Source organism: Nonomuraea sp. NPDC049637, from assembly GCF_040675235.1.
Lineage (GTDB): Bacteria > Actinomycetota > Actinomycetes > Streptosporangiales > Streptosporangiaceae > Nonomuraea.
In genome coordinates this window covers 225,963-251,529 of record NZ_JBFAOM010000002.1, presented here as the reverse complement: position 1 = coordinate 251,529, position 25,567 = coordinate 225,963, and the positions used below count along the sequence as shown (strand labels likewise).

At 72.4% G+C, this 25,567-nt stretch carries 27 protein-coding genes, 1 pseudogene and 1 riboswitch; of the genes and pseudogenes, 14 read left to right on the top strand and 14 right to left on the bottom strand.

Features of this window, described 5'->3' with window-relative positions; translation table 11 throughout:
• Positions 1-26: 26 nt before the first annotated feature.
• Positions 27-659: an L-threonylcarbamoyladenylate synthase gene (locus AB0J71_RS03615; RefSeq protein ID WP_364412500.1), complete on the bottom strand. Its 633-nt coding sequence runs from the start codon at positions 657-659 to the stop codon at positions 27-29.
• Between the two features lie 72 nt (positions 660-731).
• Positions 732-1,487, bottom strand: a complete 756-nt coding sequence (locus tag AB0J71_RS03610; RefSeq protein ID WP_364412497.1) for a hypothetical protein — start codon at positions 1,485-1,487, stop codon at positions 732-734.
• 225 nt (positions 1,488-1,712) lie between these two features.
• Here AB0J71_RS03610 and AB0J71_RS03605 point away from each other — a divergent pair, with 225 nt between their 5' ends.
• The 5 genes from AB0J71_RS03605 to AB0J71_RS03585 all read left to right on the top strand — a co-directional run bounded on the left by AB0J71_RS03605 (position 1,713) and on the right by AB0J71_RS03585 (position 8,699).
• Positions 1,713-2,339, top strand: a complete 627-nt coding sequence (locus AB0J71_RS03605; protein WP_352323315.1) for a hypothetical protein — start codon at positions 1,713-1,715, stop codon at positions 2,337-2,339.
• A gap of 136 nt (positions 2,340-2,475) precedes the next feature.
• Positions 2,476-4,185 carry an ATP-binding protein gene (locus tag AB0J71_RS03600; protein WP_352323316.1) on the top strand — a complete coding sequence of 570 codons (1,710 nt, stop codon included), beginning with the start codon at positions 2,476-2,478 and terminating at the stop codon, positions 4,183-4,185.
• 10 nt (positions 4,186-4,195) lie between these two features.
• Positions 4,196-5,335 carry an exonuclease SbcCD subunit D gene (locus AB0J71_RS03595; protein ID WP_352323317.1) on the top strand — a complete coding sequence of 380 codons (1,140 nt, stop codon included), beginning with the start codon at positions 4,196-4,198 and terminating at the stop codon, positions 5,333-5,335.
• Positions 5,335-7,755: an SMC family ATPase gene (locus tag AB0J71_RS03590; RefSeq protein ID WP_352323318.1), complete on the top strand. Its 2,421-nt coding sequence runs from the start codon at positions 5,335-5,337 to the stop codon at positions 7,753-7,755. Before AB0J71_RS03595 ends, AB0J71_RS03590 begins: the two co-directional genes overlap by 1 nt.
• The gene (locus tag AB0J71_RS03585) at positions 7,752-8,699 is read left to right on the top strand and encodes a hypothetical protein (protein WP_352323319.1); all 948 of its coding nucleotides are present in this window, start codon (positions 7,752-7,754) and stop codon (positions 8,697-8,699) included. Before AB0J71_RS03590 ends, AB0J71_RS03585 begins: the two co-directional genes overlap by 4 nt.
• Positions 8,700-8,704: 5 nt before the next feature.
• On the opposite strand, the gene AB0J71_RS03580 is transcribed toward AB0J71_RS03585, so the two are convergent.
• The gene (locus AB0J71_RS03580) at positions 8,705-9,892 is read right to left on the bottom strand and encodes a HAMP domain-containing sensor histidine kinase (protein WP_352323320.1); all 1,188 of its coding nucleotides are present in this window, start codon (positions 9,890-9,892) and stop codon (positions 8,705-8,707) included.
• Positions 9,889-10,545, bottom strand: coding sequence for a response regulator transcription factor (locus AB0J71_RS03575; RefSeq protein ID WP_352323321.1), 657 nt, complete (start codon positions 10,543-10,545; stop codon positions 9,889-9,891). The genes AB0J71_RS03580 and AB0J71_RS03575 overlap by 4 nt, the downstream gene beginning before the upstream one ends.
• 135 nt (positions 10,546-10,680) lie before the next feature.
• Between AB0J71_RS03575 and AB0J71_RS03570 the strand changes: the two genes are divergently transcribed.
• The 4 genes from AB0J71_RS03570 (at position 10,681) to AB0J71_RS03555 (ending at position 14,484) form a co-directional block, all read left to right on the top strand.
• Positions 10,681-11,202, top strand: coding sequence for a hypothetical protein (locus AB0J71_RS03570; RefSeq protein ID WP_364412494.1), 522 nt, complete (start codon positions 10,681-10,683; stop codon positions 11,200-11,202).
• Positions 11,202-12,329, top strand: a complete 1,128-nt coding sequence (locus AB0J71_RS03565) for an efflux RND transporter periplasmic adaptor subunit (RefSeq protein ID WP_352323323.1) — start codon at positions 11,202-11,204, stop codon at positions 12,327-12,329. The genes AB0J71_RS03570 and AB0J71_RS03565 overlap by 1 nt, the downstream gene beginning before the upstream one ends.
• Positions 12,330-12,436: 107 nt before the next feature.
• The gene (locus AB0J71_RS03560) at positions 12,437-13,270 is read left to right on the top strand and encodes an ABC transporter ATP-binding protein (protein WP_364412491.1); all 834 of its coding nucleotides are present in this window, start codon (positions 12,437-12,439) and stop codon (positions 13,268-13,270) included.
• Positions 13,270-14,484 (top strand): ABC transporter permease, encoded by a 1,215-nt coding sequence (locus tag AB0J71_RS03555; RefSeq protein ID WP_364412488.1) that lies wholly within the window; start codon positions 13,270-13,272, stop codon positions 14,482-14,484. Before AB0J71_RS03560 ends, AB0J71_RS03555 begins: the two co-directional genes overlap by 1 nt.
• 60 nt (positions 14,485-14,544) lie before the next feature.
• On the opposite strand, the gene AB0J71_RS03550 is transcribed toward AB0J71_RS03555, so the two are convergent.
• The 4 genes from AB0J71_RS03550 to AB0J71_RS03535 form a co-directional block, all read right to left on the bottom strand.
• On the bottom strand, positions 14,545-15,009 hold the full coding sequence (locus tag AB0J71_RS03550) for a hypothetical protein (RefSeq protein WP_352323326.1): 465 nt from the start codon (positions 15,007-15,009) through the stop codon (positions 14,545-14,547).
• A 90-nt stretch (positions 15,010-15,099) separates the two neighbouring features.
• On the bottom strand, positions 15,100-15,669 hold the full coding sequence (locus AB0J71_RS03545; protein WP_352323327.1) for a YetF domain-containing protein: 570 nt from the start codon (positions 15,667-15,669) through the stop codon (positions 15,100-15,102).
• Positions 15,666-16,688, bottom strand: a complete 1,023-nt coding sequence (locus AB0J71_RS03540; RefSeq protein WP_364412485.1) for a rod shape-determining protein — start codon at positions 16,686-16,688, stop codon at positions 15,666-15,668. Before AB0J71_RS03540 ends, AB0J71_RS03545 begins: the two co-directional genes overlap by 4 nt.
• 84 nt (positions 16,689-16,772) lie before the next feature.
• Positions 16,773-17,270 carry a PadR family transcriptional regulator gene (locus AB0J71_RS03535; protein WP_352323329.1) on the bottom strand — a complete coding sequence of 166 codons (498 nt, stop codon included), beginning with the start codon at positions 17,268-17,270 and terminating at the stop codon, positions 16,773-16,775.
• 56 nt (positions 17,271-17,326) lie between these two features.
• On the opposite strand from AB0J71_RS03535, the gene AB0J71_RS03530 reads away from it, so the two are divergent.
• From AB0J71_RS03530 to AB0J71_RS03515, 4 genes and pseudogenes are all read left to right on the top strand, one after another.
• Positions 17,327-18,781, top strand: coding sequence for an MDR family MFS transporter (locus AB0J71_RS03530; protein WP_364412482.1), 1,455 nt, complete (start codon positions 17,327-17,329; stop codon positions 18,779-18,781).
• Positions 18,782-18,828: 47 nt separating this feature from the next.
• The gene (locus tag AB0J71_RS03525; RefSeq protein ID WP_352323331.1) at positions 18,829-19,029 is read left to right on the top strand and encodes a DUF5302 domain-containing protein; all 201 of its coding nucleotides are present in this window, start codon (positions 18,829-18,831) and stop codon (positions 19,027-19,029) included.
• Between the two features lie 165 nt (positions 19,030-19,194).
• Positions 19,195-19,329, top strand: a riboswitch (cyclic di-AMP (ydaO/yuaA leader).
• 223 nt (positions 19,330-19,552) lie between these two features.
• Positions 19,553-19,981: pseudogene (locus AB0J71_RS03520) on the top strand (hypothetical protein); the annotation flags it as partial.
• A gap of 285 nt (positions 19,982-20,266) precedes the next feature.
• A complete protein-coding gene (locus AB0J71_RS03515; RefSeq protein ID WP_352323332.1) occupies positions 20,267-21,142 on the top strand; it encodes an alpha/beta hydrolase in 876 nt (291 codons plus the stop codon).
• 43 nt (positions 21,143-21,185) lie between these two features.
• Here the strand turns inward: AB0J71_RS03515 and AB0J71_RS03510 are convergent, their stop codons facing one another.
• The 5 genes from AB0J71_RS03510 to AB0J71_RS03490 all read right to left on the bottom strand — a co-directional run bounded on the left by AB0J71_RS03510 (position 21,186) and on the right by AB0J71_RS03490 (position 23,681).
• Positions 21,186-21,557, bottom strand: coding sequence for a hypothetical protein (locus AB0J71_RS03510; RefSeq protein WP_352323333.1), 372 nt, complete (start codon positions 21,555-21,557; stop codon positions 21,186-21,188).
• Between the two features lie 26 nt (positions 21,558-21,583).
• Positions 21,584-21,955, bottom strand: a complete 372-nt coding sequence (locus AB0J71_RS03505) for a roadblock/LC7 domain-containing protein (protein WP_352323334.1) — start codon at positions 21,953-21,955, stop codon at positions 21,584-21,586.
• Between the two features lie 32 nt (positions 21,956-21,987).
• Positions 21,988-22,815, bottom strand: a complete 828-nt coding sequence (locus AB0J71_RS03500; protein WP_364412479.1) for a DUF4388 domain-containing protein — start codon at positions 22,813-22,815, stop codon at positions 21,988-21,990.
• A 3-nt stretch (positions 22,816-22,818) separates the two neighbouring features.
• The gene (locus AB0J71_RS03495; RefSeq protein WP_352323336.1) at positions 22,819-23,193 is read right to left on the bottom strand and encodes a roadblock/LC7 domain-containing protein; all 375 of its coding nucleotides are present in this window, start codon (positions 23,191-23,193) and stop codon (positions 22,819-22,821) included.
• Between the two features lie 137 nt (positions 23,194-23,330).
• Positions 23,331-23,681: a helix-turn-helix domain-containing protein gene (locus tag AB0J71_RS03490; protein ID WP_352323337.1), complete on the bottom strand. Its 351-nt coding sequence runs from the start codon at positions 23,679-23,681 to the stop codon at positions 23,331-23,333.
• A 54-nt stretch (positions 23,682-23,735) separates the two neighbouring features.
• On the opposite strand from AB0J71_RS03490, the gene AB0J71_RS03485 reads away from it, so the two are divergent.
• Positions 23,736-24,338 (top strand): NAD(P)H-binding protein, encoded by a 603-nt coding sequence (locus AB0J71_RS03485; RefSeq protein ID WP_352323338.1) that lies wholly within the window; start codon positions 23,736-23,738, stop codon positions 24,336-24,338.
• Here AB0J71_RS03485 and AB0J71_RS03480 read toward each other — a convergent pair.
• Complete coding sequence (locus AB0J71_RS03480) at positions 24,332-25,549, bottom strand: DUF4032 domain-containing protein (protein ID WP_352323339.1); 1,218 nt, start codon at positions 25,547-25,549, stop codon at positions 24,332-24,334. The genes AB0J71_RS03485 and AB0J71_RS03480 overlap by 7 nt on opposite strands.
• Between the last annotated feature and the right edge of the window lie 18 nt (positions 25,550-25,567).

Sequence of the window (25,567 nt, the reverse complement as noted above, 5' to 3'; positions counted from 1 at the left end):
CTTCCCCTTCGGGTGGCCGGCCGGGCCTATTCGAAGAGGGACGGGTCTCCGGTGCCGCGACGAAGGATCTCGGGCTCGTCCTGCGAGAGGTCCACGACGGTCGTCGGCGTGGCGCCGCATTCCCCCGAATCGATGACGGCGTCCACCAGGTGGTCGAGGCTCTCCTTGATCTCCCAGCCCTGCGTCGAGGGCTCGGTCTCGCCGGGCAGGATCAGCGTGCTCGACACCAGCGGTTCGCCGAGCTCGGCCAGCAGCGCCTGGGTGACGACGTGATCGGGGATCCGGACGCCGACGGTCTTCTTCCGGGGATGCAGCAACCTGCGCGGCACCTCCTTGGTCGCCGGCAGGATGAACGTGTACCCGCCCGGAGTCGCCGCCTTGACCAGCCGGAACACCGCGTTGCTCACATGAACGAACTGACCGAACTGCGCGAAGTCCTTGCAGACCAGGGTGAAGTGGTGGTCGCTGCCGAGGTGCCGGATCTCTCTGATCCGGTCGAGGCCGTCCTTGTTGCCCAGCCGGCACCCCAGCGCGTAGCACGAGTCCGTCGGGTACGCGATCAGCCCGTCGGCGTGCAGGGACTCGACCACCTGGCCGATCAGGCGAGGCTGGGGGTTGTCAGGGTGCAGGTCGAAGTACTTGGCCACGCATCGGATCATAGGAGCACGTACGTGCACGCATGACACGCGGCCCGGCCCGTACGGCCGGGTCACGCACCGGGCGCGGACCGTCTACGGGCGGGACGGGCGGCGCAGGCGTAGGCCGGTGAGGGCGGCGGCGAGGACCAGCGAGCCGGCCAGCGCCAGCGCCCGCCCGTCGGGGCCCGCCTCGCCCCCGCCGCCCGTGTTCGCGCCGCCCGTCGGCGTGGCGGTGGGCGTGTCCTCGGCGGTCTCGTCCGGGGGCGTGGCCTCAGTGTCCGAGGTGTCTTGGGTGTCCGGAGTGTCCGAGGTATCCGGGCTCGCGGCGGTGCCGGCGGCGGTGACGGTCAGGGGGTACGACTTGGGCGCGTCCTTGTCCTGGAGCTCGCACTCGATCAGGCGTCGCTGCGGGGTCGGCCCGAAGTTCACCGACGCGGGCCGGACCGTGCCCGCTCCCGGATCCCGGGGCGTGGTCCGCAGCTCGACCGTGCCCCGGGGGAGGGGGATGACCGCCCCCGGGACGATCAGGCCGGGGCTGCCGACGCCCGTCGCCGAGGTCAGCCGGTCGATCCCGCTGACGGCGGCGTAGGCGTAGAGGTTGACCTCGCCGTCCAGGCCGGTGGCGGGGGCGCGCAGCTCGGCGCCCTCGACGTACGAGCCGCGCCAGCCGATGGTCATCTGCCGGCCTGCGGAGGCGGTCGCGGGCACGGTGAGCGTGATGTCCATCTTGACGATCTGCGTCTCGTTCGTACCGGTGGTCCTGCACGTGTACGCCGCCACCGTGCCGCTCCCGGGCGCGGGCGTGGCGAACAGCAGGACGGCCAAGGGCAGGATCAGGGGCAGGCGCACGACGTTTTCCCTTTGTGACGGATGTGACACAGAAGGGACGGCGGACGGACGCGACAGGTTGACCGGACCGTCCACATCCGGACAACGCGGGCTGTGCGGAGCCGGTTCTGTCGGACCCGGGTGGTATCCATGGCTCCCATCAAGATGATCACGCTGGACGGCGGAGGCCCCGGGCTCTCGTGGAGAACGCGCAACTGAAGGTAATCGGTCTGCAACAATTCGTGCATGGCGATGTTGCGGTCAGTCAATGGCCTGCCCCACCACGGGTGCGGCGAGCTCGGGCGGGTGGCTCACGGCGCGCTGACCGGCCCCTCGGAGTCGGCCGGGTGGCCGAGGCTGTTCCTCGGCTACAACACCCTCCCCGACCCGCCGTTCCCGCTGGTCGGCTACCTGCAGTACGAGCTGGCTCCGCCGGCGGGCGAGCTCGACCTGCCGGCGTTGCTGCGCACGATGGCCGAGTCGATGCGGGCCCAGCCCGTGCCGCCAGAGACGGCCTTCGACGAGTCCCGGCGGCGGGTGGCCACGGCGATGCGGGTCGACGCGATGGTGCTCGTCGCCCCCGCGCCTGCCCTCGCGCCGGCGGAGGGCCAGGCCGCGTGGCGACCTCCGGCGCACCGGGAGGGGCCGCGCAGGCCCGCCGCGGCGCACCGCGACGGCGCGTGGGAGCCGGCCGCGGCCCTGGCGGTCGACCGGGCGGGCGCGCGGGTGCTGCTGGTGGCCGGGCGGAGCGCCGAGGGCGGCCGCATCGGGCCGAGGCAGTCGGCCGGGCGGGCCGACCCCGCGCTGGCCGGCCTGCTGGGCGAGGTTCTCGACGCCCAGTTCGCCTGGACCAAGGCGGCCTTCGCGCTCTGACGCGGCGCGGCGAAGGCGGCAATGAGCCGGACGCATCCCCGGCCCCCGACTACTCTCCTTTGGAAGGGCATGTCTGGTGGTGGAGGGATTCGTGACGGTCAACGGGGCTGCGAGCCGCGAGGCGTCTCCTGCGGCGATGGCGACCGGTGAGGCGGTCGGCCGGGTCCTGGGCACCCAGGCCGCCTCGCCGCTGTCGTTCTGGGTCGGCCTGGAGCCCGGCAAGGTGCTCCAGCTCGACGACGTCGTGGTCACCAGGCGCGACGTGCCCGGCCACGGCCCGGTGCTGGTCGCCGGCGTGGTGACCACGGTCGAGGCCAGGCACGAGGGCGCCGCCTACGACTCCGACGTGTTCCTCATCGCCGAGGGCGCGCTGCCCGCCGCCGTGGTCGAGGTGGCCGAGGTGCGGGTGACCAGGGTCGAGCCCGAGGTGTTCGTGCCGCCGCTGCCGGGCGCGAAGGTCTTCGTGGCCGGGGCCGGCGACCGCGACCAGGCGCTCTACTTCGACGTGATGGACCGCCGGGTGCCCATGGGCATGGGCCGCGACGGCCTGCCGCTCTACGTCAACTTCGACTTCCTCGACGGCACCCGCGGCGCGCACGTGTCGATCTCCGGCGTCTCCGGCGTGGCCACCAAGACGTCCTTCGCCACGTTCCTGCTCTACTCGATCTTCAACTCGGGCGTGCTCGACGCCGAGTCGGCCAACACCAAGGCCCTGATCTTCTCCGTCAAGGGCGAGGACCTGCTCTTCCTCGACCACGACAACGTGCGCCTCGACGACCAGGCGCGGGCCGCGTACGCCCGGCTCGGGCTGCCCGCCCAGCCGTTCGGCAGCGTGCACGTGTTCGCGCCGCCGCGGCCCGGCGACCCCAACGGCGTGCCGCACGTGTCCGCCCGCACCCAGGGCGTCAGCTCGTTCTACTGGACGCTGGTCGAGCTGTGCGAGGAGGAGCTGCTGCGGTTCGTCTTCGCCGACGCCGACGACGAGCGCGCCGGCTACTCCCTGCTGGTGGGCCAGGTGGCGGCCCGGCTGAAGTCATGGGCCGAGCCGGTCGGCGACGGCGGCGCGGTCATGATCAGGGGCACCGCCTGCCGCACCTTCGGCGACCTGGTCGAGCTGCTGTCCGACCAGTTGCAGGACGAGGCCACCCGCATCGAGTGGACCGGCGCCCAGACCCCGCTCGGCACGGTCAACGCCTTCCTGCGCAGGCTGCGCAGCGCCGTCAAGCCGCTGTCCCCGATCGTCCGCGGCGACCTGCCGTTCTTCCGGGCCCACTCGGTGCGCACGTCCGACGCCCAGGTCACCATCGTCGACCTGCACAACCTGCCCGAACGGGCCCAGCGGTTCGTGGTGGGCGTCGTGCTGCGCGGCGAGTTCCACCGCAAGGAGACCTCGGGCACGGCCAAGCCGCTGCTGTTCGTCGTGCTCGACGAGCTGAACAAGTACGCGCCGCGCGAGGGCGACTCGCCGATCAAGGAGATCCTGCTCGACGTGGCCGAGCGCGGCCGGTCGCTCGGCGTGATCCTCATCGGCGCCCAGCAGACCGCCTCCGAGGTCGAGCGCCGCATCGTCTCCAACAGCGCCGTACGCGTCGCCGGCCGCCTCGACCCGGCCGAGGCCGCCCGCTCCGAGTACGGCTGGCTGCCCCCGGCCGTCAGGGAACGCGCCACGATCGCCAAGCCGGGCACCATGTTCGTCGCCCAGCCGGAGATCCCGGTGCCGCTGGCCGTCGCCTTCCCGTTCCCCGCCTGGGCGACCCGGCCGGCCGAGGCGGCCTCGCGGGTCAGCCCGTCGGCCGACCCGTTCCAGGGGTTGCCGGGCGTCGAAGACGACATTCCGCCGTTCTGAAGGGAGCTCGGTGAAATTCCTGCACACCGCGGACTGGCACGTGGGCAAGGTGCTCAAGGGCCGCTCCCGCATGGACGAGCACCGGGCCGTGCTGCGCGAGCTGGTCGCGGCGGCCCGCACCCACGACGTCGACGCGGTCGTGGTGGCCGGCGACCTGTTCGACACCTCCGCGCCGACGCCCGAGGCGCAGTCGCTGGTGCTCAACGCGCTCATGGCGCTGCGCGGCGACGGCCGTGACGTGGTGGTGCTGGCCGGCAACCACGACAACCCGCAGCTCTTCGAGGTCTACCGGCCGGTGCTGGGCAAGCTCGGCATGCACGTGGTGGGCGTCTTCCGCCGTCCCGACGCGGGCGGCACGCTGGCCTTCACCGCGCGCACGGGGGAGCCGGTGCGGCTGGGCGTGCTGCCGTTCCTGTCCCACCGCTATGTCGTACGCGCCGCGGAGGTGCTCACCGGCACCACCGCCGACCACAACCGCGACTACGCCACCCGCATCTCCGAGCTGGTCGGCGCGCTGACCGCGGGCTTCCAGAGCGACACCGTCAACCTGATCACCACGCACGGCACCCTGCCGGGCGGCGCGTTCGGCGGCGGCGAGCGCGAGGCCCAGTCGATCTTCTCCTACTACTTCGAGCCCAACGCCTTCCCGGTCTCCACCCAGTACGCCGCGCTCGGCCACCTGCACCGCAGGCAGCAGATCCCCGGCCCGTGCCCGATCTGGTACAGCGGCTCGCCGCTGGCCGTCGACTTCGGCGAGGAGGGCAACACGCCGGGCGCGCTGCTGGTGGAGGTCACGCCGGGGCGGCCCGCGGTGGTGCGGGAGCTGACGTTCGCCGCGGCGCGCCGGCTGCGCACGGTGCGCGGCACGCTGGAGCAGCTGGAGGGCCTGGAGGCGGGCGACGACTGGCTCAAGGTGATCGTGGAGGAGAAGCCCCGCGTCGGCCTGTCCGACCAGGTGCGCGACCTGCTGCCCGGCTCGGTCGACGTCGTCCTCGACGAGCGGTTCCGGCCGGTGCCCGCGGTGCGCCGGGCCGGGTCGGCCGCACGCAGCCCGCGCGAGCTGTTCCGCGAGTACCTGAGTGCGACCGGCCGCCACGACGACCAGGTCGCCGCCCTGTTCGACCGGCTCTACGACGAGGTGACCGGCTGATGCGTCCCCTGCTGCTGCACCTCGACCACTTCGGCAGTTTCCGCGAGCCGGCCACCGTCGACTTCTCCGACACCGAGTACTTCGCCCTGGTCGGCCCGACCGGCGCCGGCAAGAGCACGATCATCGACGCCATCTGCTTCGCCCTGTACGGCACCGTCCCGCGCTGGGGCAAGGAGAACGTCATCGCCCACGCCCTGGCGCCGTCGGCGAGCTCGGGCAAGGTGGCGCTGGTGTTCGAGAGCGACCGGCGGCGCTACGGCGTGGTGCGCTCGCTGGTCCGCGACGCCAAGGGGACCGTCCGTACCAAAGAGGCCAGGATCGACGAGCTCGACCCGGCGGCGCCGCTCGACGCGGCGTACGAGATGGTACTGAAGCCGCTGGCCGAGGGAGAGAACGTCACGCCCGAGGTGCAGCGGGTGACCGGCCTGGAGTACAGGTTCTTCACCCAGTGCGTGGTGCTGCCGCAGGGCCGGTTCGCCGAGTTCCTGCACGCCGCGCCGCGCGAGCGCCAGGACCTGCTGGTGCAGCTCCTCGACGCCGACGTCTACGAGCTGATCAGGCAGCGGGCCGCCCGCGACGAGGAGGCCGCGCGCAACGCCGCCGCCTTCGCCCGCGACCAGCTCGCCAAGCTGGCCGGCGCGTCCGACGAGGCCGAACGCGAGCTGGCCGACCGGCTGGCCGCGCTGCGGCGGCTGGCCGGCACCATCGACACCGACCTCGACCTGCTGCGCTCCCGCGAGGGCGACATCGGGCGGGCCGAGCAGGAACGCGCGGCGGTGGCCGAGCGGCAGTCGGCGCTGGCCGCGCTGCGCATGCCGCCCGCGGTGCCGACGCTGGCCTCGGCCCGCCGCGAGGCCGCCGACGCGGTCGCCGCGCTGGAGACCGAGACGGCGTCCGTGGAGGCCGACGAGCACGAGGCGTTCGAGGCGCTGGCCGCGCTAGGCGACCGCGCCGAGCCGGTGGCCGCGCTGGCCGCCCTCGACGCCCGCGAGCGCCTCACCGCCCAGGCCGCCGACGCCCGCCGGGCGGCGGCCGAGGCCGCCACGGCGCTGGAACGCCTCACCCCCGCGGTCGCCGACGCCGAACGCGCGCTGAGCGACGCCGAGCACGAGCGCGAACGGCTGCGCGACGCCCACACCGCGGCCGGTCTGAGCCACCGGCTGGCCGTGGGGGAGCCGTGCCCGCTCTGCCTGCGCCCGCTCACCGAGCTGCCCCACCACGACAGGCCCGCCGATCTCGGCGCCGCCGACCGCGCCTTGGCAGCGGCCCGCGACCACGCGGCCCGTGGCAGGGCGGCCCTGGCCAAGGCCGAGACGTCGGCGTCCATGCTGGCCACGCAGTCGAGCCGGCTCGACGCCGAGCTGGCCGCGCTGCCCGCCCCCGGCGACCGCAACGAGATCGAAGGCCGCCTGGCCGCCATCGCCAAGGCCGAGGCCCTGGCCACCGAGGCCCGTACCGCCATGCGCAACGCGCGCAAGAAGCTCGAACGCGCCCGTACCGCCGCCGAACAGGTCGAACGGCAGGCCGAGAGCGCCTGGCAGACGCTCGCGGCCACCCGCGACCGGCTGCTCGTGCTCGCGCCCACCGGCGACGCGCCGCCGCCGCTCACCCGCGACGACCTCCACCGCGCCTGGACCGAGCTGCTCGGCTGGCGCGACCGGGCCGCCGAGGCCGCCCGCGCCGCCCTGGCCGAGCGCGAGCAGGAGCTCGCCCAGGCCACCGCCCGGCTCGCCGCCGAACGCCACCGGCTGACCGAACGCCTGGCCGAGCACGGCGTCACCGTCCCCCGCAACGCCACCCCCGACCAGCTCGGCGCGGCCGTCGCCGGAGCGGTCGCGCGGGCCGACGGCGCCCTCGAACGGGTCCGCGAGGAACGCAGGCGCGCCGCCGAGCTGGAGACCGCCGTCGCGGAGAAGGATCACGAGGCCAAGGTCGCCCACGAGCTGGCGCTGCGCCTGCGGGCCAACGCCTTCGAGCGGTGGTTGTGCGCCGAGGCCCTGGCCGTGCTGGTCGCCGCGGCGTCCGAGACGCTGATGGAGCTGTCCGACGGCCAGTACGAGCTGGCGCTCGGCGAACGCACCGGCGACATCGAGGTCATCGACCACGGCGAGGCCGGCCTGCGGCGCAGCGCCCGCACGCTGTCCGGCGGCGAGACCTTCCAGGCCGCGCTGTCCCTGGCCCTGGCGCTGTCGGGGGCCGTCGCCAGAGGGCTCGACTCGATCTTCCTGGACGAGGGCTTCGGCACCCTCGACCCGGCCACCCTCGACACCGTCGCCACCACCCTCGAACGCCTGGCCGCCGGTCAGGAGCGCATGATCGGCGTCGTCACCCACGTCCCGGCGCTGGCCGACCGGGTGCCCGCGCGCTTCGAGGTGCTGCGCGACGCGAAGGGCTCGCACGTGCGCAAGGTGGGGCCGTGAACCCGGGCTTCACCGTCGACCCCTGGGACCCGGGTTACGCCGCCGCGATCGCCGTCGAGGCCCTGTCCGAACTGGGCGCCACCAGTGCCGAGCTGGTGCTCGACGTCGAGCGGCCGGCCGCCGACTGGAAGCCCGTCACGCCGGGCCCCGGCGCCGCCGCCCCCGAGACGCTGCTGGTCGCCGACGGGGTGCGCCGGATCGACGCCCGCGTGTGGGTGCACGATCCCGACCTGCCGATGCCCGTCCCCGGGATCGCCGCCTCCTACGCCGCCGGGATCGTCCGCTGCGGGCGCGAGGGGGCCGAGCTGGCCGCGATCGAGGTCAACAGGACGCTGATCTCGGCCTCGCCGTACGCGCCGGAGGTCAAGACCGCGCACGCCTCCTACCTGCCGAACAAGGCCGCCGACTCCAGCTTCGAGGAGCTGTCGCTCGCCCTGCAACGCCAGGTCACCCAGCTGGAGGTGGACCTCGCCGTCCGCCACCGGTCGCTGGGCGACGACCTGCTGCTGGTGGACGGCCCGCTGCGGGGACGCACCCACCTGCCCCGGACGGTCGGCTACATCAAGACGCACCACGCGGCGTACCTGCCGCAGCCGCAGTCGGCCGTGGTGGCCGCGCTCACGCCGGGGCAGCGCACGCCGGTGTTCCTCATGGGCACGAGCTGGCGCCGGCACGCCTGGTACCTGCGGCTGCCGGTCCAGTCGACGGCGCCGTGGGCGGGGATCGCCCGCTGCGAGGCCAGCGCCGAGCTCGACCCCTCGCAGGTCGTCGAGCTGGCCGACGCCGTCACGCTGGCCCTGCCGGCGCTGGCCGGCGTCGACTACAAGGACCCGCGCGCCCCCCAGAACCTGGTCCCGATCGGCGGCCTGGAGAAGCTGCTCCGCCACCATCTGGGCGACCCGCGCCTGCTCTACCGTTCACTGCGCACGGCCGCCCACCAGTAGCCCGGTCAGCCGGCCGGGAGGGTGGCGGTGACGACCAGGCCGCCGCCCTCGCGCGGGCGGGCCGTCACGTCCCCTCCGTGCGCGACGGCCACCGAGCGCACGATCGACAGCCCGAGCCCCGCGCTCGTCCCGGTGACCACCCGTTCGGCGCCGTGCCGGTGGAACGGCTTGAACAGCAGCGGCACGTCGTACGGGGGGATGCTCGGCCCGCTGTTGCTCACCTCCACCTCGGCCCGCCCGTCCGGCGTCGTCCGGCTCACCACCCGGACCCATCCGCCGTCGCCGAGGTTGTGCCGGACGCCGTTCTCGACCAGGTTGTGCACCAGCCGTTCGAGCAGCAGCGCGTCGCCCGCGGTCGGCGCGGGCCCGGCCTCCTCCTTCACGACGACGTTCGCCTCCGCCGCGGCGCGGGCGGTCTGGGCGACGACGTGCGAGACGATGTCGGCGAGGTCCACCGGGGAGCGGTCGGCGATCTCCTGCTCGGAGCGGGCCAGCAGCAGCAGGCCCGAGATGAGCCGCTCGTGGCGGGCGTTGATCTGCAGCAGGCTCTCGCCCAGCTCCTTGACGTCGTCGGAGGCGGTACGCCGGTGCATCGCCAGCTCCACCAGCGCCCGGTTGAGCGTCAGGGGGGTGCGCAGCTCGTGGGAGGCGTTGGCGACGAACCTGCGCTGGCCGTCGAAGGAGTGGTCGAGCCGCTCCACCATCGTGTCGAACGTGTCGGCCAGCGTCTTGACCTCGTCCGGGGGGCCGCCGAGCGCGATGCGCTCGTGCAGGCCGCGTTCGGCCATGGGGGCGGCGGCGATCCTGCGCGCGGTCTCGGTCACCAGGTGCAGCGGGGCCAGCACGCGTCCGGCCACCACCCAGCCGAGCCAGATGGCGGTCCCGCACACGACGACCAGCGCGATCGCGCCCTGGGTGAGCAGCGAGGTCGCGGCGGCCTCCCGCACCCCTTCCTCCTGCTGCCGCATCCAGTCGACGGCGGCGGCGCCGGCCAGCTCGACGCCGTCCTGCTTGAGGAAGATCACGTTCTTGCGGGTGCCGGCAGTGGTCACGAACCGGTTCTCGAACGACTGCGCGAGCTGCTGGTTGAACAGCAGGTACGTGACGCCCAGCAGGGCCAGCCCCGCCACCAGGAACAGGGCGCCGTACACGAGGGTGAGGCGCAGCCTGAGGGTGGGGTGCGGCAGTCTCATGCGATCCGGTACCCCACTCCCGGCACCGTCTCCACCACCGGCGGGTCGGCCAGCTTGCGGCGCAGCTTGAGTATCGTCAGCCGCACCGCGCCGGTGAACGGGTCGGCGTGCTCGTCCCACGCCTTCTCCAGCAGGTGCTCGGCCGAGACGACCGCGCCCTGCGCCCGCATCAGCTCGGCCAGGACGGCGAACTCCTTCTTCGACAGCGGCACGAACCGCCCGTTCCTGAACACCTCCCTGCGCCCGGGGTCGAGCGTGATCCCGGCCCGGCGCAGCACCGGGGGAGTGGCCGGGCGCGAGCGCCGTCCCAGCGCCAGGACGCGCGCCGCCAGCTCGGGGAAGGCGAACGGCTTGGACAGGTAGTCGTCGGCGCCGATGGACAGCCCGCTGACCCGGTCGTCGAGCTGGGCGGCGGCCGTGAGCATCAGCACCCGCGCGTCGGAGTCGGAGGCGACCAGCTCCCTGCACACGTCGTCGCCGTGCACGCGCGGCAGGTCGCGGTCCAGGACGACCACGTCGTAGTCGTTGACCGCGATCCGCTCCAGCGCCGCCGCGCCGTCGTGCGCGAGGTCGACCGCGTGGGTCTCGTCGCGCAGCCATTCGGCGATCGCGCCGGCGAGCACGCGCTCGTCCTCCACCACCAGCACCCGCATTCCGTACCTCCGGCTCGATTCTTGCGCGGGTGGTATTTGATCCGGATAAGCCGGAGATGGAAACGCTGGAGAAACACGTCCGCGTATTGCATCTCCCCTCGTAAGTCCACCGGCTTTCGAGCGAGGAGAGCATTCATGCGAGGACGATCCCTCATGGCGCTGGTCGCGGCCGCGCTGTTCCTGACGGCGTGCGGCGCCCAGGAAGGCGGGTCGGACGTGGCGTCGGTGACCGGCACCGGCACCGGCGACAAGCCGACGGCCGGCGCCACGGCCACCGCCGACCGCAACGCGCAGGCCGTGAAGTACACCACCTGCCTGCGCGAACAGGGCCTGGACATCGCCGACCCCGGCCCGGATGGCCGGATCCAGATGAAGTTCGACAAGAGCTCCGGCGGCCCGGAGAAGGTCCAGAAGGCCATGGACGCCTGCAAGGCGCTCCAGCCCGCGGGCATGAACCTGGGCAAGGGCGGCGACCCTAAGCAGGCCGAGAACATGCGCAAGCAGGCGCAGTGCATGCGGGACAACGGCGTGGAGGCGTTCCCCGACCCCGAGGGCGGCATGGTGCGCATCACGCCCGAGGTCGGCGAGGACCCCGACTTCAAGGCCGCGCAGGAGAAGTGCCGGATGAACATCGGCGGGGGACAGGGGGGCTCTTGATGGGCACGGCCACCATCGACGGAAAGGCCGAGCCGGACGCCCCTTCCCCGCGCGCCCGCCGCCGCGGCGGGCGGGCGGTCCTCGCCCTCGTCGGGGTGGCCGCCGTCGCGGGGGCGGCGGTCCTGGCGGTCAATCCCGGCGGGCTGCTGGACGGCGGCGCCACCCCGTCCGCGTCGGCCGGCGCGCTGCCCCCGGCCACCACCCCGGTCACCCGCCAGACGCTGAACGACACCAGGGACGCCGACGGCGAGCTCGGCTACGGCCCGGTCACCACGGCCATGGCCAGGAAGGCCGGCACCGTCACCTGGCTCCCGGACAGCGGCGACCGGATCACCCGCGGCCGGTCCCTGTACCGCCTGGACAACAAGCCGGTCATGCTCCTGTACGGCACCACCCCCGCCTACCGCGACCTGCGGATCGGCAGCGAGGGCAAGGACGTCGAGAACCTGGAGCGCAACCTGCGCAAGCTCGGCTACGACGGCTTCACCGTGGACGACGAGTACACCTACGACACCGCGCAGGCGGTGCGGGAGTGGCAGGAGGACCGCGGCCTCGACGAGACCGGCGTGGTGGAGCTGGGACGCGTCGTCTTCGCCCCCGGCAAGGTCCGGGTGGAGAGCCTGGAGGCCGAGCAGGGCCAGCCCACCGGCCCCGGCCAGAAGATCCTCACCTACACGGGCACGAAGAAGGTCGTCACCGCAGAACTGGCCGCCGAGGACCAGCGGATGGCCAGGAAGGGCACCAAGGTCTCGGTCACGATGCCGGACGGCAAGGACGTCACCGGCCGGATCACCGAGGTGGCCACGATCATCGACCCCGGTGACGGGCAGAACGCCGACCCGGAGACCCGCCTGGAGGTGCAGGTCTCGCTGGGGAACGCCAAGGCGGCCAAGGGGCTGGACCGGGCGGCGGTGAAGGTGACGTTCACCGCCGACCGGCGCAGGGGCGTGCTGACCGTGCCGGTGTCGGCGCTGGTCGCGTTGCGGGAGGGCGGGTTCGGGGTGGAGGTGGTGGAGGGTGGCCGGTCGCGATATGTCGCCGTGCGGACCGGGTTGTTCGCCGGTGGGCGCGTCGAGATCTCCGGCGACGGGCTCACCGACGGCATGACAGTGGGAATCCCGAAATGACCCTCACCCCGAACAACCCCGAAACCCGCATCTCGCCCCCTGCGGACACCTCCGCCCCGGGCCTTGCGGGCACGCCCGCCACAAGCCCGGCGGAGGAGGGGCGGGCCATGATCGTGCTCGCCGGCGTGTCCCGGACCTATCCCGGCGGGGTGGCCGCGCTGGACGCGGTGTCGCTGGAGGTCCGGCGCGGCGAGCTGGTCGCCATCGTCGGCCCGTCGGGCTCGGGCAAGTCCACGATGCTCAACATCGTCGGCACCCTCGACCGCCCGTCGGCGGGCCGCGTCGAGATCGACGGCTACGACGTCTCGACGCTGTCGGACAACGAGCTCTCGGCCCTGCGCGCGACCACGATCGGCTTCGTCTTCCAGCACTTCCACCTGGCCGCCAAGGTCTCCGCCCTGGACAACGTGGCAGACGGCCTGATCTACACCGGCCTGCCGCCGGCCGAACGCCGCCGCAGGGCAGCGACGGCGCTGCGCCGCGTCGGCCTCGGGCACCGCGTCGACCACGAGCCGCACGAGCTGTCCGGCGGCGAACGGCAGCGCGTGGCCATCGCCAGGGCGGTGGCCGGCGACCCGCCGCTGCTGCTGGCCGACGAGCCCACCGGCGCGCTGGACTCCGTCTCGGGCGCCGGCGTGATGGACCTGCTGCACGAGCTGAACGGGAGCGGCACCACCATCGTGATCATCACCCACGACCGCGAGATCGCCGCCGGCCTCCCCCGCCAGGTGAGCATGCGAGACGGCCGCATCGTCTCCGACTCGGCCTTCGACTCGGCCTCCGACTCGGCCTCCGACTCGGCCTCCGACTCGGCCTCCGACTCGGCCTCCGACTCGGCCTCCGACTCGGCCTCCGGCTCCAGCGCGGACTCGGGCTCCGGTTCCGGTTCAGAGGGCGGTGGCCGGTGCGTGCGCGAGCCCGTCGAATCCGAGGTGGCGTGATGGCGACCCTGGAGCGCCCCAGGCTCTCCCCGGCCAGGATGCGCCCGCGCGATGTGATGCGCGTCGGCGCGGTCGGCCTGCGTACGCGCCCGCTGCGGGCGTTCCTGTCGGCGCTCGGCATCGCGATCGGCATCGCCGCGATGATCGGCGTGGTGGGCATCTCGTCCTCCTCCAGCGCCGAGCTGGACCGTACGCTGTCCGCGCTGGGCACGAACCTGCTCACCGTCTCCTCCGGCACCACGCTCCTGGGCGAGGCGGCCCAGATGCCGATGGACGCCGAGGCGATGATCGAGCGCATCGGCCCGGTGGAGTCGGTCTCGTCCACCGGCAAGGTGCCCGAGGCCAAGGTCTACCGCAGCGAGGAGATCCCGGCGCCCCAGACCAACGGCCTGGTCACGATCGCCGCCCGCCTCGACCTGCTGCCGACCGTGGGCGCGACGGTCCGCCGCGGCACCTGGCTCAACGCGGCCACCGAACGCTACCCGGCCGTCGTGCTCGGCTCGGCCGCCGCCCAGCGGCTCGGCATCGGCACCGTCACCCCCGACACGCAGGTGGTGATCGGCGGCATCCGGTTCACGGTGGTCGGGCTGCTCGACCCGGTGCCCCTGGCCGAGGAGCTGGACAGCGCGGCCCTGGTCGGCTGGCCGGTCGCGGAGTCCAGGCTGGACTTCGACGGGCATCCGACCACGCTCTACACCCGCTCGCAGGAGGCGAGGCTGGAGGACGTGCGGTCGGTCCTGGCCGGCACGGCCAACCCCGAGGCGTCCAGCGAGGTGGACGTCTCCCGCCCGTCCGACGCGCTGGCCGCCAAGCAGGCGACCAGCCAGGCCTTCGCCGGGCTGCTGCTCGGCGTCGGGGCGGTGGCGCTGCTCGTGGGCGGCGTCGGCGTGGCCAACACGATGGTCATCTCGGTGCTGGAACGCCGCGCGGAGATAGGCTTGCGCCGGTCGCTCGGCGCGACGCGGGGCCAGATCCGCACCCAGTTCCTCGCCGAGTCGCTGCTGCTGTCCGCGCTGGGCGGCGCGGGCGGGATCCTGCTGGGGGCCGGCGTCACCGTCGCCTACGCCTTCTCCCGCGGATGGCCCGCCGTGGTGCCCGCGTGGGCGACCGTCGGGGGCCTGGCGGCCACGCTGCTCATCGGCGCGGTGGCGGGGCTCTACCCGGCCGTGCGCGCCTCCCGGCTGTCGCCGACGGAGGCGCTGTCGGCGCCGTGAGACAGGCGCCCCGGGGCAGGACGGAGCGGGTCAGGACAGGGCGGGTCAGGACAGAGCGGGTCAGGACAGAGCGGACCCGGGGGCGGGGGAGTAGCAGGTCGTCCTGCCGACGATCCTGACGTTCGGCCCGTCGAGCACGGTGAGCTCGAACGTCAGGTTCGTCCGGGGGTTGCGCACGACGGAGACGACCGGGGTCTCGTCACGCAGGTCGAGGTCCTCGACGATCTGGTCGTAGCCCAGGTCCTGGAGGGTGTGCAGGAGGCCGTCGGGAGCGTCGGCGGCCTCGCCCTCGGCCCGGACGAGCCGGCGCACCTGGCCGGGCACGCACGAGCGGTCCTCGGTCTCGTCGGAGCGGTCGGCCGGCGAGACGCGCAGAGGGCCGCTGGTGAGCAGGGCGTCGGTGTCGGCGGCGAGCTGCCTGGCCGCGTCCTCGAAGGAGGACTGGCGGCCGGAGGTACAGGCTGCCGCGACCGCGACGCACACGAGCACCGCGGACATCATGACCGAGCGACCAGCCAGGCGCACGTTGGGACGATATCGGAGATCAATTCCGCGCGCAGGGGGATTAACGCAATATTAATGGCCGATATCAAATTGCCATCTGGCCGCGCATTCTCAGGAGGGGCCGGATTTCAGCTCGTCCAGCTTGCGTTCGATGCGGTCGAGGCGCCGGCACAGCTCTTCCAGGTCGCCGCGTTCGGCTTCCTCCTCCTCGGGGCGCAGGCGGACCAGGAGCGAGCCGCCGGGCTCCAGGCGTACCAGGTCGGTGTCGGTGACGCTCTCGGCCCCCCGGAGCTGCAGCATCACGTTGAGGTCGGCCTGCCGCACGCCCATCCGGCGCAGCGCGGAGGGGATGAAGTGCCCGTCGCGGGCCAGGACGACCGGCGTGCCCTCGAACACCCTGCCGACCGAGGGCACGGTGGCCGCCAGCCGCACCACGATCGAGTTGACCGCCACCAGGATCACCACGCCCACCAGGCCGCCGACCAGCGAGTTGTCCGGGCCGATGATCGCGTTCTGCACGACGTTGCTCATCAGCAGCATGACCACGAAGTCGAAGTTGTTGAGCTGCGCGATGCCGCGTTTGCCGGCGATGCGGAGCAGCACGGCGATCGTCACGTAGACGGCGATCGTCCTGACGGTCTTGTCGGCGACGGAGACCCCCAGGTCGAACAGGTCGCTCACCGGCGCCTCAGCTTGGCGATCAGCCCCAGGTCCTCCACGCAGCGTCCGAGCCCCAGGGCCACCGAGTCGGTGGGCCGCTCCGCCCGCCGCACCGGCATGGACAGCCCCTCCTGCAGCCGCCGGCGCAGGCCGGGCAGCAGCGCACCGCCGCCGACCAGCACCATTCCGCGCTCGCCCAGGTCGGCGGTCAACTCGGGAGGGCAGCGTTCCATGGTGTGCTCGGCGGCCCGCACGATGTGCTCGACCGGCTGGACGGCCGCCTCGCGCACGCGCGCCGCGGGCAGCGCCACCGCGCGCTCCTCGCCGGTGCCGGCGTCCCTGCCGCGGATCAGCACGTTCCCGGTCGGCTCCCGCGTCGCGCGCAGCTTGGCCGCCTCGGCCTCCCGCTCGTCGGCCAGCAGGCCGTGCTCGTCCTCGACCAGGCGGGCGACGGCGCGGGTCACGGCGTTGCCGCCGCCGCGCACGGTTCCGGCGGCGACCACGGCCCCGCAGGACAGCACGGCGACCCTGGTGGCGTCCCGGCCGATGTCGACGACCATGTGCCCGCTGCCGTCGCGCACCGGCAGGCCCGCGCCGAGCGCGGCGGCGATCGCGTGCTTGACCAGCAGGATCCCGCGGGCCTCCGCCTCGAAGCCGGCGTCGCGCAGCGCCACCCGCTCGATCGGCGTGAACTCGTCCGGCACGGCCATCACCAGGCGCGGCCGGGGGAAGGGGTGCCGGTGCACCTTGCGCAGGAAGTGCCTGATCATGCGCCGGGCGAGCTCGCCGTCCTGGGGCAGGCCGTCGCTGATCGGCCAGTACGTCTCGCCGTCAGCGCCGTCAACGCCGTCAACGCCGTCAACGCCGTCAGCGCCGTCAGCGCCGGTCACGGCATCGGCGCCGAAGCCGACGACCTTGCCCGTCCGCCGGTCGCGCAGGACGACCGACGGCTCGTCCAGCACGATGCCCCTGCCCTTGGCGTAGATCCTCGTGCCGGCCGCGCCGAGGTCGATCGCCAGGTCACGACCCAGGAGGCTCATCGCCGTACTGGGAGGTTGAGCATCATGCCTGGGTGTATATCCGGCGCTTCTCCAACGCAACACCAGGAACCGCAGAGTTCCGTTTTACCCTTCGCGCCGCAGGGCGGCCAGGGTCTCGTCGGCCCACTCGATGCCGGAGCGCGCCTGGTGCAGGCCCAGGGAGAGGGCGTACTTGCCGAACAGGCCCTCGGGCTGGCAGTCGAGCACCGCGAGGCGGGCCTGGAAGTGGCCCTTGATGCGCTCGACCACGGCGGCGGCCTGCTCGGCGTCGAGCAGCGCCAGCAGGAACGCCTGGAGGGCGGTCTCGCTGCGCACGGTCGCCGACGGGTCGTGGCCGACCAGCCACTCGGTGACCAGCGTGCGGCCCTCGGGGGTGATGGCGTAGATCTTGCGGCCCCGGGCGCCCTCGTGCTCGACCGTCACCAGGCCGTCGGCGGCCATCTTGACCAGCTCCGGATAGATCTGCGTGTGCCCCGCCTGCCAGACGTGGTTGAGCGAGTGCTCGAACTTCTTGGCCAGGTCGTAGCCGCTGGCCGGGCCTTTGGTGGCGAGCAGGCCGAGGAGCGCGATCCGCAGGGACATGTCCGCCAGCATAGCGAAGGCTTGACATGTCAGCTCTTACATATCAATCTTCACCTGTGACTAATGACATGAAGACCAAGGGCAACGGGCTGGTGTTGCTGGCGGTGCTCGGCGGGATGTTCCTGGCGATGCTCGACCAGACGATCGTCGGCACCGCGCTGCCCCGCATCACCGGCGAACTGGGCGGCACCCGGCTCTACACCTGGGTGGTCACGGCCTATCTGCTCACCTCCACGGTGACCGTGCCGCTGTACGGCCGGCTCTCCGACCAGCACGGCAGGAAGCCGCTGCTGCTCGTCGGGATGTCGGTGTTCGTCGTCGGATCGGCGTTGTGCGGGCTCGCCCAGGACATGACCCAGCTCATCGCCTTCCGCGCCGTGCAGGGGCTGGGCGCGGGCGCGTTGTTGCCGCTGTCGCTGGCCCTGGTGATGGAGATGTTCCCGCCCGGCCGCAACGGCGCCCGCGTGCAGGGCGCGCTCGGCGGCGTGATGGCGTTGACGTACCTGGCCGGGCCCTTCCTGGGCGGGTTGTTCACCGACCACGCGAGCTGGCGGTGGGCCTTCTACGTGAACGTGCCGCTCGGGATCGTGCTGATCGCGATCGTGGTGCTGCGGCTGCCGTTCCGTGCGGGCACCGGCGGCGGGGGCCGGCCGGACTACGCGGGCATCGCGGTGTTCAGCGTGGCCATCAGCGCCCTGCTGCTCGGCCTGACCGAGAAGGGCCTGGACGGCAACTCCTGGACGTCCCCGTCCGTGGCCGGGCCGATCCTGCTGGCGCTGGTGCTGCTGGCCGCGTTCGTGCTGGTCGAGTTGCGGGCGGCGAACCCGGTCATGCCGATGCACCTGTTCCGGGACCGTACCTACACGCTGGTCAACGCGACCTCCTTCTTCACCGCCTTCTGCATGTACGCCGGCGTGGTGTTCCTGCCCCGCTACTTCCAGCAGGCGCTGGGCATCAGCGCCACCGAGTCGGGGCTGAGGATCTACCCGATGACGCTGGCCATGGTGGCGGGCAGCGCGCTCATGGGCACGCTGATGTCCAGGACGCGCACGTACAAGCCGTGGCTGGTCGGGGCGCCGTTCCTGCTGGCAGCCGGCAGCCTGCTCTGCCTGAACCTCACCGTGCGCACCGACGGCCTGCTGCTGGCCGGGTGGATGGCGCTGCTCGGGCTCGGCATGGGGCCGATGTTGTCGGGGCTGACCGTGGCCGTGCAGCAGGCCGTCCCGCCGCGGTACATCGGCACGGCCTCGGCCAACCTCACCTTCTTCCGGCAGATCGGCGGCTCCGTGGCGCTGGCGCTGGCCGGCACCGCGTACACGTCGGTCATCACCACGGACGCGCCCGTCCACGGGCTCGCGGCCGCGCACGCCTCGGCGGCGGCCGTGGTCATCCCGTCGCTGGGCGTGGCGGGCGCGGTGATCGCCCTGGTCGCGCTGGTCATGATGCCCGGCAGGCGGCTGGAGCAGGCGCCCGCCGCGGAGAGCAGAGTGGAGGCCGGTTTCGCGTCGTAAGCGACGTCGTGCGAAGCTGTGGATGTCCCCAGAACCAGGAGGTCCTCATGGCGGAAACACCGGAGCCGGAAGTCAGCGAGACTCCCGAGGACGAGATGAAGCGCAAGTTCCGCGAGGCGTTGGAACGCAAGCGCGGGCAGCAGGCCGACTCGGCCGCGGGTGGCAGGGGCGTGGACCCGTCGAAGATCCACGGGGCGCACGGTCCGGCAGCGAGTAAAAGATCCTTCAGGCGCAAGAGCGGCGGCTGAAAGGCCCGATTTAGCAGGGGGTACGGCATGCCGTGCCCCCTTTCTCTTTGCCGTGATAGGTAGATCTTTACCCGGTTCATGACGATTCGTTTGTATTTGTCCGAATCTCTGGGTACGGTCTTAACCAATTACCAGCTGGTGGCGTAGTCCCTACCAGGAGAGGGACGACAGCTGGCGCCGAATCCCGACTTGTCGGGAACCGGGGACCCATCTCATTGGGGTGAATCCGGCCACGTGCCGGTAGGGCATCTCCACGCCCGAACCCGTCAGCTAACCCGGTAGGCGAGATGGAGAGGACTTCACGCATGTACCACCTCGTCGTACCCCCGGACAGTGTAGTGACGACCGCCTGCTGAGCGGTCTCTTCCCTGACTTCCCCCACGCGCCGCGTAACCACCTTTTCGGCGCTCTGCCCGGTTACGCACCGTAGTCACGCGCGTTCCCCCTGTCCCCTCGCGAAGGACTTCACTGCTTCATGTCTCGATTTGGCCTGCGCTCTCTCGCTCTGCTGTCCGTGTCCGCCATGGGCGCGCTGACGATCTCCGCCACCGGCGCCCACGCCGACACCGGCGACGACCAGAAGATCCTGCTCAAGGGTTCCACGAAGGCTTCCTACTTCTGGGACGACTCCTCCGGCCGCGCCGGCGACACCGGCCTGCCGGCCAGCGGCAAGCCCATGCAGAAGGGCCTGGCCGCCAGCCCCAGCTGGCCCCTCATGACCGAGGGTTACGTGACCTACAACGGCAAGAAGATGCCGTTCTTCGTGGGCGACCGCGGCCCCGGCGAGCCCTCCAGCCGTGGCGTCATGCTCGACCTCGACGCCAAGACCTTCGCCGAGCTGACCGGCGGCACCTTCAACCCCGACACGCTCGGCGTGGACGGCAACGGCGGCCAGGGCCACATCAAGATCGACTACGTCATCACCAAGTGGGGCGACGGCAAGGGCAAGAAGAACTACCCCGTGGCCTTCTCCACCGGCGCATGGGGCAGGTTCGACGACAACCCCGCCGAGCCCCCCAAGGTGCTGGCCGAAAAGCCCGCCGACGACGCGGCCGGTTCCGCCGGCGGCCAGGTCGGGAAGACCGTCGCGATGGGCGGCACCGTGATGGCCGGCGTGCTCGTGCTGGCCGGCGGCGGCGTGGTGCTCGGCGGCGAGCGTCTGCGCAAGCTCCTCAACGACTGATCTGCGGACAGACCACTCTTTACGCCTCGCGACCAGAATGACATTCTGGTCGCTGTGATCCAGCGCGCAGCCGCCAACGGCATCGAGATCGCCTACGAGAGCTTCGGCTCACCGGAAGGCAGGCCCCTGCTGCTCATCATGGGACTCGGCGCCCAGCTCATCCACTGGGACGACGAGTTCTGCGAACTCCTGGCCGAGCAGGGCCACCACGTCATCAGGTTCGACAACCGCGACGCGGGCCTGTCCACCCACCTCCACGACGAGGGCGTGCCCGCATGGGGTGCGCCCTCGCCGTACGTGCTGGACGACCTGGCCGACGACAGCGCCGGGCTCATGGACGTCCTGGGCCTGCCCGCCGCGCACGTCGTCGGCGCCTCGATGGGCGGGATGATCGCCCAGGCGCTGGCCATCCGGCACCCCGCCCGCGTGCTGAGCCTGACCTCGATCATGTCCACGCCCAGCCCGCAGGCGGCCCCGCCGACCGAGGCGGCCGCCGCGGTGCTCCTCGCCAAGCCCGCGACCGACCGCGAGGGGGTCGTCGCCGGCGCGCTGAGCACCTGGGCCGTGCTCGGGTCCCCCGGCTGGGAGCTGGACCGTGAACGCGTCACCAGGCTGGCCGGGCTCGCCTTCGACCGCTGCCACGACCCGTCCGGCACCGCCCGCCAGCTCGCCGCCATCATGGCCTCGGGCGACCGCACGTCCGCGCTGGGCGGGCTGAAGGTGCCCGCGCTGGTCATCCACGGCGAGGACGACCAGCTCGTGCCGCTCGCCGGCGGGCGGGCCACGGCCGCCGCCATCCCGGACTCCCGCCTGGTCACCTACCCCGGCATGGGCCACGACCTGCCCCGCCCCCTCTGGCCCGCGATCGTCGCCGAGATCACCGCCCACACCGGCTCCGCGACGCCCGCCCGGCCGGAGCCCGCCGCGTGACCCGCCACAAGACCCGCCGCAGAGCCTTTGTCGGCGCGGGCCGTCAGAGCTCCAGCTTCTCCTCGATGACCTTGAGCATGTGCCGGGCCAGGGCCAGGTTGGCCCGGTTGCGGTCGAGGGCGAGGTAGAGGAACAGGCCCTTGCCGCTGCGGCCGGTCAGCGGGCGGATGATGTGGTACTGGGCGGTCAGCGTGATCAGGATGTCCTCGATGCCGTCCTTGAGGCCCAGTGAGTCCATCGTGCGCAGCTTGGCCTTGATGACCTCGGTGTTGCCCGCCGCCGCGACCTGCAGGTCCAGCTCCTTCGAGCCGCCGAGCGTGCCGAGCGCCATGCCGCTGCCGTGGTCGACGATCGCCGCCCCGATCGAGCCGTCGATGCTCATCATCTCTTTGAGGGAGACGTCCATGCCTGCCATGCTTTCCTCCGCTTCGGTGGGGATGGTCAGTGTTTGCGTGCCACGGCGGCCACGGAGGCCGCCGTCTTCCTGCCCTCCAGCCGGAGGAGCCCGACGTTGGCGCCGGGTCCCGCCAGAACCGTGAGGACGATCGTGGGGCCCGCGGCGTAGAAGGCCACGAACCCTGCGGTGCCGGACACGAGGGTCTCCTCGAACGTCCCGCGGCCCGCCATGGTCAGCATCCGGCCGCTCATCGCGAGCAGCGCCGCCGACAGCGCCGCCACCTGCTCGCCGGTGTCTCCTTGCAGGTCGCAGGCGATCCGCAGGCCGTCGACGGTGCACGCCACGCTGCCGGTGACGTCCGGCGTGCGGCCGCGCAGGAGCTCCATCTCAGCCAGGACCTCTTGCCGTAGCTCCACGGGTGGCCTCCTCCTGCGTCGTGAGGGGAACCTCACGGCATCTCCTCCAGGGCCTTCTTCAGCCGCAGCAGCAGCGTCAGATCGGTCGGATCACCCGTCGGCACCGGCCCCGAGCCCGGCCCGGCGCGCCCGTCGCCGGCGGGAACGGCCACCGGGGCCGGCACCCGCTTGGGCAGCGCCTCCCCGTCGTCCGTACGGCGTTGCGCGGGCCGTGCCGGATCGGGCGGGACGAGGAGGCCGGCGGCGGCCAGCCTCCTGACGGCCAGCAGCACCGAGTAGCCCGACCGGCCCAGCTGCCGGGCCAGCTCCAGCGGGGTCGCCTTGTGGTCGGCCCGTACGACGACCTCCCACTGCACCTGGCTGAGCGCCACCCCGTGCCCGGGCAGGCGCGGGACCGGCCGCACGGGCTGGCTGTCCACCTCCGGCGAGGGCCAGATGCCGGCCAGCTGCTCCCGGCGGCGGGCGGACTCCCGCACCAGCTCCTGGACGTCGAAGAACCACTGCCCGCCCAGCCAGTGCTCCTCCCCGGGCCGGAACTTCGGCCGCACGCCGGTCACCGGCAGCAGGAAGAAGGCGGCGTCGTGGACCACGCCGAGCACGGCGTACTGGAGCTCGGCCAGGGTGACCGGGCCCTCCTGGAGCAGCCGGGCGCGGCCGCCGTCGGCCTGCAGGGCGCGCAGTGCCGGCTCCGGCACCCGCCCCCTGGCCGCGAACAGCCGCTCGACGCCCGGCGTCTGGGCGCACTCCATGTACGTCACGCGCCCGTCCGACAGGTAGATCGTGCCGTTGCGGCCCAGGCGGAGCGCACCCGTCGCGCGTTCGCGGGCGAGTCCGGCGAGGAGTGAGTCGAGCGCGGCCATGGCTCAGGCGGTCAGCAGGTCGGAGATGGCCCGCAGGCGGTAACGGGCCAGGGCCAGGTTCGACCGTTCCGGGTCGAGGCGGACGTAGATGACCAGCGGCCCCTCGAAGACCGTCTCCAGCAGCCGGAGCAGGTGGTGCCCCCGGTCGGTGGTGACGATCATGTCGTCGATGCGCACGATCTCGCCGGGGCACGTCCTGGTCAGCCCGTCGGTGGTGGCGCGCAACGCCTCGGTCAGCGCCGCGGCGGACCTGTCGGCGTCCACGCCGGACGCGCTGCTGAAGGCGACCGCCATGCCGCTCGTGCCGTCGACCAGCATGGCGTCGAGCGCGCCCGGTATCGACATGACCTCAGCCAGGCAGGTGTCCACTCCCAGCACCGCGAGCCTCCCTCCATCGTGGGACGGGGAAAGCGTAGGGGGCCACAAGAGACCAGAAGGTACGCGATTAACCGAGAGATACGTTTTTATACGGCCAGGACGAAGAAAAGCATCACTCGTACGGAAATATGATCAATTCACGAGATTTTTTCACGATGACGGAGAATTTCGTGCACGTTCTCCTCGGCCCACCGCGCGACCACCGAGATCGGCGCGTGCAGCGAGCGGCCGAGGTCGGTCAGGGTGTACTCCACCCGCGGCGGCACCTCGGCGAAGACCTCGCGGGTGATCAGCCCGTCCAGCTCCATGGCCCGCAGCGTCTGGGTGAGCACCTTCGGCGTCACGCCGCCGATCCGCCCGCGGAGCACGGTGAAGCGCATCGGCCCGTCGCTGAGGCTGAGCAGCACCAGCACCGACCACTTGTCGCCGATCCGGTCGAGGACCAGCCGGGTCGGGCAGTTCGGGTCGAAGGCGTCACCGGTATCCATAAGGTACTTATAGCACGATGAAGTAACCAGTATCCATTGGATACTGTGCTTCTCATGAAGATCCTCGTGTTCGGCGCGACCGGAATGATCGGTCAGCGCATCGTCACCGAACTCACCGGCCGCGGCCACGACGTCACCGGTGTCAGCCGCCGCGGTCCCGTCAAGGGCGACGTCCACGACGCCGCCACGCTCGCCGAGGGCTACGACGCCGTCGTCTGCGCCATCGCCCCGCCGCGTGACGGCACCGAGCCCGAGCCGCCGTTCCTGGCCGCCAACCGCGCCCTCATCGACGGCCTGCGCGCCGCCGGGGTGAGCCGGGTGCTGGTCGTGGGCGGCGCGGGCAGCCTCAAGGCCGGGCCGGACGTCGACCTGGTCGACACGCCCGGCTTCCCGGAGATCTACAAGAAGGAGGCCAAGGCCGCGCGGGCCGCGCTCGGGCTCTACCGGGAGGTGACCGACCTCGACTGGACCTACGTCTCACCGGCCGCCGAGATCGCGCCCGGCGAGCGCACCGGCGTCTACCGGATCGGCCGCGACGACCTGCTCAGCGACGCCGACGGCCGCAGCTTCATCACCGCCGAGGACTACGCGGTGGCGATCGCCGACGAGCTGGAGGAGCACGCACACCCGCGCACCCGCATCACGGTCGCCTACTGATCGTCCTCGTCCGGGTCGTCGGGCAGCAGCGCCTTCTCGTCGGGCTTGTGCACCAGCACGTTGTCCACGTACGACTTCACCGCCGTGGCCAGCCCGACGTCGCCGCCCGCCGCCTCCGACAGGTACCAGCGGTGGTCGAGTATCTCGTGGAAGAGCTGCGCGGGCTCCAGCTTGCCGCGCAGCCCGGCGGGGATGTCGTCGACCGTCGGATGGAACACCTCGGCGAGCCAGCGGTGGGCGACGATGGCCTCGTCCTCGTGGCGCAGGCCCTTGGCGACCCGGTAGCCGTCCAGGTCGTTGAGCAGCCGCCGCGCCTGGTTCTCCTCCACGTCGAGCCCGGTCAGCCTGATCAGCCGGCGCTGGTGGTGGCCGGCGTCCACCACCTTGGGCCGGACGATCAGGCGGCCGGTGCCGACCTTGCGCCGCACCATCATCTCGGCGACGTCGAAGCCGAGCAGGTTCAGGCGGCGGATGCGCTGCTCCACGCGGTGCCAGTCGACCTCGTCGATGATCTCGCTGTCGGTGATCTCGGCCCACAGGCGGTGGTAGCGGGTGACGATGTCCTCGGCGGTCTCCATGGGGTCGATCGACGGGTGCAGCAGCCCGCCGGCCTCCAGGTCGAGCATCTCGCCGAAGATGTTGGTGTGGGCGACGTCGATGTCGGTCAGCCGCTGGCCCTCGCTGATCATCGGGTGCATCTCGCCGGTCTCGGCGTCCACCAGGTAGGCCGCGAAGGCGCCGGCGTCCCGGCGGAAGAGCGTGTTGGACAGCGAGCAGTCGCCCCAGTAGAAGCCGTTCAGGTGCAGGCGCACCAGCAGCACGGCGAGCGCGTCGAGCAGGCGGGTGAGCGTGTCGGGGCGCAGGGTGCCGGACATCACGGCGCGGTAGGGGAGCGAGAACTGCAGGTGCCGGGTGATCAGCGCGGCGTCCAGGCCCTCGTCGCGGCCGGTCACGTACGCCACGGGCTCGACGGCCGGGGCGTCCAGCCGGGCCAGGTCCCACAGGAGCTGGTACTCGCGTCTGGCGTACCGCTCGCTGATCTCCTTGATCGCGTAGACCTTGCCGGACAGCCGGGCGAACCGCACGACGTGGCGGGAGATGCCGCGCGGCAGATCGACCAGATGATGCTTGGGCCAGTCGGCCAGCGGGACGTCCCAGGGGAGCCGGATGAGGTCGGGGTCGCCTAGCGCGCCAGTGATCTGCAGGGGCATGAACGTCAGGATATGGTG